At 59.7% G+C, this 10,672-nt stretch carries 11 protein-coding genes; 5 read left to right on the forward strand and 6 right to left on the reverse strand.

Features of this window, described 5'->3' with window-relative positions; translation table 11 throughout:
• Positions 1 to 48: 48 nt before the first annotated feature.
• Together KO536_RS23300 and KO536_RS23305 are read left to right on the forward strand one after the other, a co-directional pair.
• A complete protein-coding gene (locus KO536_RS23300) occupies positions 49 to 1,377 on the forward strand; it encodes an MFS transporter (protein WP_133076962.1) in 1,329 nt (442 codons plus the stop codon).
• Between the two features lie 23 nt (positions 1,378 to 1,400).
• Positions 1,401 to 2,285 carry a DMT family transporter gene (locus tag KO536_RS23305; protein WP_133076963.1) on the forward strand — a complete coding sequence of 295 codons (885 nt, stop codon included), beginning with the start codon at positions 1,401 to 1,403 and terminating at the stop codon, positions 2,283 to 2,285.
• A 176-nt stretch (positions 2,286 to 2,461) separates the two neighbouring features.
• Here the strand turns inward: KO536_RS23305 and pcaG are convergent, their stop codons facing one another.
• The 3 genes from pcaG to pcaQ form a co-directional block, all read right to left on the reverse strand.
• A complete protein-coding gene (gene pcaG / locus KO536_RS23310) occupies positions 2,462 to 3,067 on the reverse strand; it encodes a protocatechuate 3,4-dioxygenase subunit alpha (RefSeq protein WP_219263156.1) in 606 nt (201 codons plus the stop codon).
• A gap of 11 nt (positions 3,068 to 3,078) precedes the next feature.
• Positions 3,079 to 3,798 carry a protocatechuate 3,4-dioxygenase subunit beta gene (gene pcaH, locus KO536_RS23315; protein ID WP_133076965.1) on the reverse strand — a complete coding sequence of 240 codons (720 nt, stop codon included), beginning with the start codon at positions 3,796 to 3,798 and terminating at the stop codon, positions 3,079 to 3,081.
• Between the two features lie 98 nt (positions 3,799 to 3,896).
• Positions 3,897 to 4,826: a pca operon transcription factor PcaQ gene (gene pcaQ / locus KO536_RS23320; RefSeq protein WP_133076966.1), complete on the reverse strand. Its 930-nt coding sequence runs from the start codon at positions 4,824 to 4,826 to the stop codon at positions 3,897 to 3,899.
• A 193-nt stretch (positions 4,827 to 5,019) separates the two neighbouring features.
• On the opposite strand from pcaQ, the gene KO536_RS23325 reads away from it, so the two are divergent.
• Positions 5,020 to 5,913 carry a neutral zinc metallopeptidase gene (locus tag KO536_RS23325; protein WP_133076967.1) on the forward strand — a complete coding sequence of 298 codons (894 nt, stop codon included), beginning with the start codon at positions 5,020 to 5,022 and terminating at the stop codon, positions 5,911 to 5,913.
• Between the two features lie 47 nt (positions 5,914 to 5,960).
• Here the strand turns inward: KO536_RS23325 and KO536_RS23330 are convergent, their stop codons facing one another.
• The 3 genes from KO536_RS23330 to KO536_RS23340 all read right to left on the reverse strand — a co-directional run bounded on the left by KO536_RS23330 (position 5,961) and on the right by KO536_RS23340 (position 8,074).
• Entirely contained in the window at positions 5,961 to 6,551 is a 591-nt protein-coding gene (locus tag KO536_RS23330; protein ID WP_133076968.1) for an HAD family hydrolase, read from the reverse strand.
• On the reverse strand, positions 6,548 to 7,417 hold the full coding sequence (gene tesB, locus KO536_RS23335; RefSeq protein WP_133076969.1) for an acyl-CoA thioesterase II: 870 nt from the start codon (positions 7,415 to 7,417) through the stop codon (positions 6,548 to 6,550). The genes KO536_RS23330 and tesB overlap by 4 nt, the downstream gene beginning before the upstream one ends.
• 87 nt (positions 7,418 to 7,504) lie before the next feature.
• On the reverse strand, positions 7,505 to 8,074 hold the full coding sequence (locus KO536_RS23340) for a GNAT family N-acetyltransferase (RefSeq protein ID WP_133076970.1): 570 nt from the start codon (positions 8,072 to 8,074) through the stop codon (positions 7,505 to 7,507).
• Positions 8,075 to 8,165: 91 nt separating this feature from the next.
• Between KO536_RS23340 and KO536_RS23345 the strand changes: the two genes are divergently transcribed.
• Both KO536_RS23345 and KO536_RS23350 read left to right on the forward strand, forming a co-directional pair.
• On the forward strand, positions 8,166 to 9,086 hold the full coding sequence (locus KO536_RS23345) for a histone deacetylase (protein ID WP_133076971.1): 921 nt from the start codon (positions 8,166 to 8,168) through the stop codon (positions 9,084 to 9,086).
• A 278-nt stretch (positions 9,087 to 9,364) separates the two neighbouring features.
• Positions 9,365 to 10,606: a TIGR03862 family flavoprotein gene (locus tag KO536_RS23350; protein WP_219263157.1), complete on the forward strand. Its 1,242-nt coding sequence runs from the start codon at positions 9,365 to 9,367 to the stop codon at positions 10,604 to 10,606.
• The last annotated feature ends 66 nt before the right edge of the window (positions 10,607 to 10,672 follow it).

Below are 10,672 nucleotides of genomic sequence, written 5' to 3' on the forward strand. Positions count from 1 at the left end.
ACTGTTGTGCAACACCACATAAAAATTCCAAGAAACGGGTAAACATCCATGGTCCCTTCTCCGACTGCACGCACTACCCCTGCCCACGCTCCAAACGCAGGAATGGGTGACAAGATTCGCGGCACCCTGGCGACTGGCAAAACCCGTTGGGGCATGCTCGCACTGGTGTTTTTCGCTACCACACTGAATTTTATCGACCGCGCCGCCCTGGGCGTCATGCAACCGATCCTGGCCAAAGAGATGAGCTGGACGGCGATGGACTACGCCAACATCAACTTCTGGTTTCAGGTGGGCTATGCCATTGGCTTCGTGCTGCAAGGCCGCCTGATCGACCGGGTTGGGGTCAAGCGCGTGTTCTTCTGCGCCGTGTTGCTCTGGAGCCTGGCCACCGGTGCTCATGGCCTGGCCACGTCAGCGGCGGGCTTTATGATTTGCCGCTTCATTCTCGGCCTGACTGAAGCAGCCAATTACCCGGCCTGCGTAAAAACCACGCGGCTGTGGTTCCCGGCCAGCGAGCGGGCCGTGGCCAGCGGGATCTTCAACGCCGGTACCAACGTGGGCGCCATGTTCACCCCCATGATGCTGCCATTGGTGCTGCACGTGTGGGGCTGGCAGGCAGCCTTTCTGTGTATGGCGGCCTTGGGCGGTGTCTGGCTGATCTTTTGGGGCTTGAAGTACTACAACCCTGAAGATCACCCAACCGTTAGCAAAGAGGAACTGGCTTACATCCAGCAAGAAAAAGAGCCTGAGCAAACCACCGTCTCTTTCGGCACCATCCTCAAGATGCGCGGCACCTGGGCATTCGCCTTGTCCTACGCCATGACGGCTCCCGTGTTCTGGTTCTACCTGTACTGGCTGCCGCCGTTTCTCAACCAGCAATACAACCTGGGCATCAGCGTGACCCAAATGGGCATCCCGCTGATCATCATCTACATCACCGCCGACTTCGGCAGTGTGGGCGGCGGGATTCTGTCTTCGGTCCTGATCAAGCGCGGCATGGCGGCGGTCAAGGCGCGGCTGGTATCGATGCTGTTGTGCGCGATCAGCATCATCGGCGTGGTGATGGCCGCAGGCTCCAGCGAACTGTGGGTCGCCGTGGGCGCCATTGCCCTGGCACTGGGTGCGCACCAGGCCTGGACGGCCAACGTGTGGAGCATGGTGATGGACTACACGCCCAAGCACATGATGGGCACCGTGTTCGGCTTTGGCGGCATGTGCGCCGCCATCGGCGGGATGTTCATGACCCAGTTTGTGGGTTACGTGCTGACTGTCACGAACAATAACTACACCTTACTGTTCACCATGATTCCAGCAATGTACTTCATTGCGTTAGTGTGGATGTACTTCATGGCGCCGCGAAAAATCCCACAGGTTTAGCGCATAGAACAACGAGGTATTCGATGACACTACCCACACCCCTCTCGGGGGTGAACCAACCCCTGAAGGGCATCCTGCTGATTGTGACAGCCACAGCGCTGTTCTCCAGTCACGATGCGCTGTCCAAGTACCTCAGTGGTTTCTACCCGGTGGTGATGGTGGTGTGGGCACGTTACCTGGTGCATACCGTACTGATGGCGGGAATCTTTCTGCCCCAGTCCGGGTTGCGTGTACTGCGCAGTAAACGGCCTTTGCTTCAGGTGTTGCGGGCCATTTGCCTGCTGGGTTCAGGGCTTTTTTTCACCTATGGGTTGCTGTTTATCCCACTGGCTGAAAATACGGCGGTCAACTTTCTGGCGCCGCTGCTGGTGGCGGCATTGTCCGGGCCATTACTGGGCGAGACCGTGACCCGCGGGCAATGGATGGCCGTGGTGTGCGGGTTTATCGGGGTGGTGATCATCATCCATCCGGGAGGCGAGTTGTTTACGCCTGCGGTGTTATTGCCCATGACGGCAGCGCTGTGTTTCAGCTGCTATCAGATCCTCACGCGCAAACTCAGTGCGTACGACAGCCCCACCACCAGCAACTTTTTTGCCGGGCTGTTCAATGTGCTGGTGATGAGTGCGCTGGTGCCGTTTTTCTGGCAAACGCCGACGCTGATCCACGGCTTGCAAATGCTGGCGCTGGGCAGCCTGGGCATGACCGCGCATTTGCTGCTGACCCAATCTTTTCGTGTGGCAGCTCCCGCATTGCTGGCGCCGTTCAGCTACTGCCAGATTGTGTTTTCAGGGGTGTTGGGCTGGTTGCTTTTTGACCACACGCCTGACCTGGCCAGCCGCATCGGCATTGCGATTATCTGCATCAGCGGGCTGGCGGCGGCATGGCAGCAGCGGCGCGGCCGCACATAAGTCACGTAGTCGCTGCCGAGGTACGAAGGCTGCGATCGAGCGCGAAGCGGTCGTATATCGGTGAACGCGTTATTACCTGAAAAACCGCGTTCTCTGAGTTTACGACCGCTTCGCGCTCGATCGCAGCCTCGCTGCTCCCTCAGCGGCTACAAGGTTTGCGCTGGTGTCTCAGGCGCTTAAAAGTCGAAGAACACCGTCTCCCCTTCGCCCTGAATGCGGATATCAAACTTGTAGGCGGTTTTGCCATTGACTTCGCAACGGTGGGCGATCAAGGTTTCGCGCCGTTGTGGCTGCTCGATCAGGTTGAGCACCGGGCACTTGGCATTCGCCTCGGGCTCGTCGCTGAAGTACAGGCGAGTTTGCAAATGGATGTTGATGCCACGGGCAAACAGCGACACGTTGATATGCGGCGCCATCGGCACACCGCCTGCGTTGTTCACAACCCCCGGCTTGATGGTGTTCAGCGTCCACTCACCCGCATCGAAGGTGGTGGCGGTACGACCAAAGCTGTTGAATGCTTTTTCCGAGTCAAACGCCTCGTCATAGACCCCTTCATGGTTGGCCTGCCACAGCTCCAGAAAGGAGTCGCGCACCAGATGGCCATTGCCGTCATAAACGTTGCCAAACAGCACGATAGGCTCGCCCGCTGCACCGGGCTTGGCCATCTCGTTCCAGATTTCATCAGGTCGCGACGGGTTGCCGGCCGCAGCCAGGGCCAGGCCGATATGCACGTAGGGGCCAGCCGTTTGCGATGGGGTTTCGGGTAGCAGTTCGATAGGCATGACGGAGCTCCTCAGCAGTTTTCGAAGTGAGTCTGGCGCTGACCGCGCAGCACGATGTCAAAACGATACGCCAGACAATCCATCGGATTGGCCGCAGCCATGTCCAACCGGGCGATCAGGCTTTGCACGGCATCGGCGTTGGTAATCGACTTGACGATCGGGCACATGGGGATCATCGGATCACCTTCGAAATACAGCTGGGTAATCAGCCGCGTGGCAATTGCCGGGCCACTGATGGAGACGTGGATATGCGCCGGGCGCCAGTCGTTTGGTCCGTTGCGCCAAGGATAGGGCCCCGGTTTGACGGTGCGAAAACTGTAATACCCTTCGCTGTCGGTCAGGGTGCGGCCCACGCCGCCAAAGTTTGGGTCCAGCGGCGCCAGGTAGCGGTCGTTTTTGTGGCGATACCGGCCGCCTGCGTTGGCCTGCCAGATTTCAACCAGGGTATGAGGAATCGGCTTGCCGTACTGATCGCGCACGCGCCCCGCCAGGATGATCCGCTCGCCTATCGGCAAACCACCATTGTTGAAATTAAGCAGCAGGTCGTTGTCGAACTTGCCGAACTTCAGATGGGAAAAGTCAGGCCCGCTGGTTTCACTGACCGATTGCGGAATGCTCACCAGCGCCTGGCGCGGGGAACGGGCAATGGATGTCTTGTAATCGGGGGTCAGGGCTTTGGGGTGCCAGTTGCGGTCACGGATGATAAAGCGCCGGCTGTCTGCATCAGACATGTCGATCTCCTGTTGTTTTTATAAAGGCCAGGCGCCAGTTTCAAACAACAGGGGAGGCAGGACTACTGAAAAGGCCAGCTCTAAACATAACCATTTAGTTATGGATAAATGCCTTCACCGTAGGCCTGCCCCAATTCGCGCAAGACTTCCACACAGCCCTGTGCCGCCACCGACATCGGTACATGGGCGTTACTGCAAATACCGATCGAACCGCCCGGCTCGCGCTGGCCCAGGTCGATTTCCTGGAGTTCGCCACTGGCCAGATCCAGACGCACGGCGTCCAGCGGTGCAATCCACACCGCATCGTTGCGCAGCACATAACGCCGACTCAGAGTAATCGACAGGGTTTCCAGACGCTGGCGGGACTGGCTGATGCCGCACTGTACAAACAGGCTGTCGGCAAAGGCGCGAATGGTGGTGTTGGCCAGCGGTAAAACCAGCGGATAGTTTTCAAGCAGGGTACGGTCCAGCGGGCCCTGGGTCAGGGGATGACCCGCGCGGGCTACCAGGGTCATGGATTCGCTGTAGAGATGTTCAAAATTCATACCCTGAATTTCCGGGCTGTCGGTCATGCGCCCTACGACCAGATCGACATCGCCTACCCTTAACTGCGATAACAGATAGGCACTTGGCCCGGTGACAACGCTGACCACCAGCGATGAATGCCGTGCATGCAGACGCTGCACGAGTTCGGGTATCAACAGGCTTTCGACCGTCGACAAGACCCCCAGCCGCACCGTGCCGCCTACATACTCACCGCCGCGCAGGGCATTGACGCCTTCGCGCAATGCCTGCACCGAGGGCGTCGCATACCGCAGGAACGCCACGCCGGCTTCGGTCAGGGTGATCCCGCTTTTACTGCGAACAAACAGGCTGACCGTCAGCAGCGCCTCAAGCTCCTTGAGGGTTTTGGACATGGCTGGCTGGCTGACTGCCAGCACATCGGCTGCCCGCGCCAAACTGCCCTGGCGCGCCATTTCCAGAAAGCACACAAGGTGGCGGTACTTGATGCGGGTATCAATGTTCACAGGGCTAACAACTCCGGGGCGGGGATCGGCGTGCCGTATTCAACCACTTCAGTCCGGGGCCCGGAACTGAATTAAGGCGTTCAGGTCTTTTTAACGGGATACAACGCTCTCCAAAAGCGTCTGACAGCCGGGCTGGCGCAGCCCCGACTCAGCAACAACACTTGTGACTACGATTCATCAGAGGATTACCCCCATGCTTTGGAAAAAAGGCCGACGCAGCGATAACGTCGAAGACGTGCGCGATCAAGGCACCGGTGGCGGTGGCGGCATGCGGATTGGCGGCGGCAAGGGACTGAGCCTGATGGCCGTGGTGCTGATTGTCGGCTTCGGTCTGTTAACCGGGCAGGACCCCATGCAGATACTCGGGCAGTTAAGCGGTGAGTTCACCGGGCAGTCCTCGCCCCAGGTCACTCAACAGGCCGGGCGTGCGCCTGCGGCCAATGATGAACAGGCCGATTTTGTACGCGCAGTGCTGGGCGATACGGAAGACACCTGGCGCCAGATTTTTCAGCAAGCCGGTCGCACTTATAAAGACCCGACCCTGGTGCTGTTTCGCGGCCAGGTCAATTCGGCCTGCGGCTTTGCAACGGCAGCCAGCGGGCCGTTTTATTGCCCGGCCGACCAGAAGGTCTATCTGGACATGAGTTTCTTCCAGGAGATGACGCAACGCTTCAAGGCCGGGGGGGATTTTGCCCAGGCGTATGTGATCGCTCATGAGGTGGGCCATCACGTGCAGACCCTGCTGGGTGTCTCGTCGAAAATGCAGATGGCTCGCCAGCAGGGTAAACGCATGGAAGGCGATGGCGGCTTGCTGGTGCGTCAGGAGTTGCAAGCCGACTGCCTGGCAGGGGTGTGGGCCAATCATGCGCAAAAACGCCTGAACTGGCTGGAACCCGGTGACATTGAATCGGCCTTGAATGCCGCAAACGCCATTGGCGATGATCGCTTGCAGCAACAAGGCCAGGGCCGTGTAGTGCCCGACTCCTTTACCCACGGCACGTCGGCGCAACGGGTGAAGTGGTTCAAGACCGGTTTTGCGCAAGGCAATATCAATCAGTGCGATACGTTTTCGGCAGCACGGCTTTAGCGAGCAACCCTGTGGGAGCAGGGCTTGCCCGCTCCCACAGCGTCCTGTCAGTCGAGCAACTGGCGCAACTCGAAGCAGTCTTTGGCGTGCCAGTCAGTCAGTTCGGGCCACGGGTTTTCGGGGACGTTGACCAGTACGGTTTTGCTGCCGGCAGCGCGACCACAAGCCAGGTCAAAGTGATAATCCCCCACCATCACCATCTTCGCCGGGGATATGTCCCACGCCCGCGCCAGCTGTAGCAGGCCATCGGGGTCAGGTTTGTGTGCCGCGTTGTCACGGCCCAACACATCCTGTGGCGCAAAGCACTGGTCCAGGCCAATGGCCTTGAGCGTGATGTGTGCCAGCTCCTGGGCGTTACGGGTCAGTACACCCAGACGACACCCCTGGGCGACCAGATCGCGCACCAGTTCGACCGCCCCCGGCGCAGGCGTTGAGGCCAGCGCCAGTTCGCGTTCGTGCTCCAGCAACCAGGCGTGCTTGGCCGCCGCCACCTCGGCGGGCAAGCCGTTGAGGTGGGTCAGGATGTCTTCACCCACGGGGATCTCCAGCTCCCGACGAATCACGGCAAAATCATGCACGGCGACGGTCAGGGTGCCGTCCATGTCGAAAACCCAGTGTTTGACGTCCTTGAGTGTCATGCCCAGTCCTTGCGGTGGCGAATCAAACCTTCCTGCGTGACCGACGCAACCAGCTGGCCTGCGCGGTTGTAGACGCTGCCACGGGAGAATCCGCGAGAATTACCGGCCCACGGGCTGTCCATTGCATAGAGCAACCAGTCATCGGCGCGCAGGTCAGCGTGAAACCACAGTGCGTGATCAAGACTGGCGACCTGCATATCCTTTTGCCACACGCCTTTGCCGTGGGGCAGCAAGGAGGTGGTCAGCAAGCCAAAGTCCGAGGCGTAGGCCAGCAGATATTTATGCAGCGCAGGCGTGTCGGGCAATGTGCCGTCGGCGCGAAACCACACGTACTTGATCGGGTCGCTGACCTTGGGGTTGAACGGGTCTTCGCCCACCACCGGACGAAACTCGATGGGCTTGGCGCACAGCAGTTTTTCACGCATCGACTCAGGAATCAGATCCGCGCGCTGGCGAATCATGTCGAGCTCCGAAGGCAGGTTCTCAGGTCCTACAACATCAGGCATAGGGATCTGATGTTCAAAACCGCCCTCGTCGTATTGAAACGAAGCGCTGCTGGTAAAGATCGGCTGGCCCTTTTGAATGGCGGTCACCCGGCGCGTACTGAAGCTACCGCCGTCACGCACCCGGTCAACCTGATACACCACGGGCAAGCTTGCATCGCCCGGGCGCAGAAAATAGCCATGCATCGAGTGCACATGACGGGCATCTTCAACCGTCTGGCTCATGGCTGACAGTGATTGACCGAGTACCTGACCACCGAACAGCTGGCGAAATCCCAAGTCCTGGCTGCTGCCGCGAAAGAGGTTCTCTTCGATCGGTTCCAGGGTCAGCAAATTGACCAGATCATCCAACACTTGGCTCATTCAGATTCTCCTCACACAGAGCAATACCGTCGCAATCTTCGTTACGTCGGTCAAAAATTCCGGCTTTCGCCGCTCTACTGCACCTGCTTAACCGTGCAGGGTTTGCAACCACTGCGCCCGCGAAATGCGGTACAGCACGTGGGGCTTTAACACGTCACCTTCAAGCAGCCGTGGATGTTCAAAGTCAGCGTCGGGATCGTGCTGCATGCCAATGGCCTGCATGACTTTCTGGGAGGCCAGGTTCACCTGGCTGGTAAACGACACCACCTGATCCAGCGCCAATCGATCGAAGGCACAGCGCAATGCCGCCCATGCCGCCTCACTGGCGTAGCCCAGGCCCCAATGCTCAGGCGCCAGGCGCCAGCCGATTTCGACGGCCGGGGCGAACGAGGCGTCAAAAGAGACATTCATCAGCCCGGTAAAACCGATAAAGGCACCCGTGTCCTTGCGCTCCAGCGCCCACAACCCGTAGCCGTATTCGGCAAAGTGGCCGCGAATCCGCCCAATCAGCGCTGCGCTTTCGAGGCGGCTCAAGGGCGCCGGAAAATAGCGCATCACCTGGGGGTCAGCACACATGGCAGCGAACTCGGGCAAGTCTGTGTCTCGCCAGGGGCGCAAGTGCAAACGGGCACTCTCGAGCTCTTTGATTTGCTCCATCGGTTCTCTCCGATTTGTTACCGGGCTTTACATATGTCGGCAGTGTACAGCGCTGTTAATATCCAGCGCTCGTTACGACGCGAAAATCCCTATGCCTGTACCGCTGATTTACCACGATGACTACAGCCCGCAGTTCCCGGCGGATCATCGATTCCCTATGGACAAATTCCGCCTGTTGCGCGATCACCTTGTGGAGTCCGGGCTGACCAGCGATGCGGCCCTGCTTCGGCCCGAGCTGTGCCCTGTGGATATCCTTGCGCTGGCCCATGACCGCGACTATATCGAGCGCTATATGGCGGGCGAACTGGCCCGCGAAGATCAGCGCCGCCTGGGTTTGCCCTGGAGCGAGGCGCTGGCGCGACGCACCATTCGTGCGGTAGGCGGCTCACTGCTGGCCGCCGAGCAGGCGCTGGAGCACGGGCTTGCCTGCCATTTGGCGGGCGGTACCCATCACGCCCACTACGATCACCCGGCAGGCTTTTGCATCTTCAATGATCTGGCCATTATCAGCCGCTATATGCTGGAAAGCGGCCGGGTCAACCGGGTGCTGATTTTTGACTGTGACGTGCATCAGGGCGATGGCACTGCGCGGATCCTTGAACATACCCCGGACGCCATTACCGTTTCCCTACACTGCGAAAAGAACTTTCCGGCGCGCAAGGCCCAAAGTGACTGGGATATCGGCCTGCCGATGGGGATGGGTGATGCCGACTACTTGCAAGTGGTCGACGAGGCGCTCAATTACCTGCTGCCCCTGTATCAGCCGGACCTGGTGCTCTACGACGCTGGCGTGGATGTGCACAAAGACGATGCCCTGGGTTATTTGAAGCTGACCGATGAAGGGGTTGGCGCCCGTGACGAAAGCGTGATGCGCCACTGTCTGGGCCGCGATATTCCGGTGGTGGGCGTGATTGGCGGTGGTTACAGCAAGGACCGCAAGGCACTGGCCCGGCGCCATGGCATTTTGCATCACCGTGCGCAAAAGGTCTGGCTGTCATCGGGTTGTCACTAGGGTGTGATTTTTTACCCACAATGCCTGTGGAACTGCCTGTGGATAACCTGAGTGAAAGCCCCTGCAGGCCACAAAGCACATGGCTCTCAGAGGGCTGTATGTTTTTCGTACAACTGCAGCACATGTAGTCGCTGACGAGGCACGAGGCTGCGATAAGGGCCGAAGGTCTTTCATATTTTCGGGCCTGCTTCGCAGGCCATCGCAGCCTCGTACCTCGTCAGCGACTACAGGGTTTGGGGTAGAATGCCCGGCCTATTTCGCCGATTTGCAGCCCTGCCATGACTGATTCCACTGCCTACCTTCCCCATCACGTCGCCATTATTGGCGGTGGACCGGCCGGTTTGATGGCCGCTGAAGTGTTGAGCCAGGCTGGCGTGCGAGTTGATCTGTACGACGGCATGCCGTCGGTGGGCCGCAAGTTCTTGCTGGCCGGGGTGGGCGGGATGAATATCACCCACTCCGAAGCCTACCCGGCGTTCCTGTCGCGCTACGCCGAACGTGCTCCGCAGATGGCACCGCTGCTGCGCGCCTTCAATGCCGATGCGTTGTGCCAGTGGATTCATGAACTGGGCATCGAGACCTTTGTCGGCAGCTCAGGCAGGGTGTTCCCCACCGATATGAAAGCCGCACCGCTGCTGCGCGCCTGGCTCAAGCGCCTGCGCGACTCCGGCGTCGTTATCCACACTCGCCATCGCTGGCTGGGCTGGGACGCCGATGGCCCGTTGCGGATCCACAGCCCTGAAGGCGAGAAGCACGTGAAGCCGGACGCGGTGTTGCTGGCGCTGGGCGGCGGCAGTTGGGCCCGACTGGGATCGGACGGTGCCTGGATGCCATTACTGGCCGAGCGCGGTGTTGAACTGGCGCCGTTGCAGCCGAGCAATTGCGGGTTTGATGTGGCGGGCTGGAGCGAGGTGCTGCGCAGCAAGTTTGCCGGTGCCCCGCTGAAAAACATCGCCATTGCCCTGGAGCACAGCCCGCCGCGCCTGGGCGAGTGCGTGATCACCGCCAGCGGGATTGAAGGGAGTTTGATTTACGCCTGGTCGGCGCCGATTCGCGAGGCGATCAATCAACGGGGTGAAGCCACGATCCTGATCGATCTGTTGCCCAACAAGCCTGTGGATAAAATCCAGGCCGCACTGGCCAAGCCCCGCGGCTCGCGCTCGATGAGCAAGCACTTGCACAGCCAGTTGGGGCTCGATGGCGTGAAAGCCGCGTTGTTGCGCGAGTTAGCGCCAGCGGAGCACTTCAACGACCCGGCGCAATTGGCCAAGGCCATCAAGGCATTGCCCCTGAAACTGATCAAGGCCCGTCCGCTGGACGAAGCCATCAGCAGCGCCGGTGGGGTGAAGTTTGAGGCTGTGGATGAAAACCTGATGCTCAAGGCATTGCCGGGGGTGTTCTGCGCGGGCGAAATGCTTGATTGGGAAGCCCCCACCGGCGGCTACTTGCTCACAGGCTGTTTTGCCAGTGGCCGTGCCGCAGGGTTGGGGGTTTTAAGCTGGCTGAAAGCACAACACTAATCAAACGGTGGGAGCGGGCTTGCTCGCGATGGCGTCAACGCGGTGGCTCAGCCAGACCGCGTTGCC

Source organism: Pseudomonas sp. NKUCC02_KPG (assembly GCF_019345465.1).
Taxonomy (GTDB): domain Bacteria; phylum Pseudomonadota; class Gammaproteobacteria; order Pseudomonadales; family Pseudomonadaceae; genus Aquipseudomonas.

Coding starts and splice junctions, on each gene's coding strand:
- KO536_RS23300 (WP_133076962.1), top strand. CDS start 49: ATGGTCCCTTCTCCGACTGCACGCACTACCCCTGCCCACGCTCCAAAC.
- KO536_RS23305 (WP_133076963.1), top strand. CDS start 1,401: ATGACACTACCCACACCCCTCTCGGGGGTGAACCAACCCCTGAAGGGC.
- pcaG (WP_219263156.1), bottom strand. CDS start 3,067: ATGCCTATCGAACTGCTACCCGAAACCCCATCGCAAACGGCTGGCCCC.
- pcaH (WP_133076965.1), bottom strand. CDS start 3,798: ATGTCTGATGCAGACAGCCGGCGCTTTATCATCCGTGACCGCAACTGG.
- KO536_RS23325 (WP_133076967.1), top strand. CDS start 5,020: ATGCTTTGGAAAAAAGGCCGACGCAGCGATAACGTCGAAGACGTGCGC.
- KO536_RS23330 (WP_133076968.1), bottom strand. CDS start 6,551: ATGACACTCAAGGACGTCAAACACTGGGTTTTCGACATGGACGGCACC.
- tesB (WP_133076969.1), bottom strand. CDS start 7,417: ATGAGCCAAGTGTTGGATGATCTGGTCAATTTGCTGACCCTGGAACCG.
- KO536_RS23340 (WP_133076970.1), bottom strand. CDS start 8,074: ATGGAGCAAATCAAAGAGCTCGAGAGTGCCCGTTTGCACTTGCGCCCC.
- KO536_RS23345 (WP_133076971.1), top strand. CDS start 8,166: ATGCCTGTACCGCTGATTTACCACGATGACTACAGCCCGCAGTTCCCG.
- KO536_RS23350 (WP_219263157.1), top strand. CDS start 9,365: ATGACTGATTCCACTGCCTACCTTCCCCATCACGTCGCCATTATTGGC.